General features: G+C 54.3%; 1 protein-coding gene. It reads right to left on the reverse strand.

Annotated features, from left to right (window positions below; translation table 11 throughout):
* A partial coding sequence (locus tag EOB49_RS34875; RefSeq protein WP_164781981.1) for a DUF559 domain-containing protein occupies window positions 1-327 on the reverse strand: 327 nt, incomplete at its 3' end.
* Window positions 328-374 lie beyond the last annotated feature (47 nt).

The raw sequence follows: 374 nt of genomic DNA on the forward strand, positions 1-374 counted from the left end.
CAGTATAGTCTCGAGCATTTCTTCGCGGTCCTTCAAGACGTCGACATTCCATAAGCGGAGGACAGACCAATCAGTTGAAATCATAAAGCGATCCTTGGCCTGGTCGTATTTGTTCTCGGCGTGCTGGCTGCCATCAATCTCGACAATGAGTTGGCACTCTCTGCAGGCAAAATCGGCAAAATATTTACCTATCGGGAATTGCCGCACGAATTTATGGCCGTTCAATCGGCGATCACGCAGTTCGAGCCAGAGTGCGCCTTCGGCGTCGTTGTCTGATTGGCGCAGACGTCTTGCACGTTTTGTTGTCGCGATTCCTGGTCCACGCATGCGCCGCCCCTCACCCCTACCCTCTCCCCGTGAAGGACGGGGAGAGG

Origin of the sequence: Mesorhizobium sp. M7A.F.Ca.MR.148.00.0.0, assembly GCF_003997735.1 — a bacterium.
Lineage (GTDB): Bacteria > Pseudomonadota > Alphaproteobacteria > Rhizobiales > Rhizobiaceae > Mesorhizobium.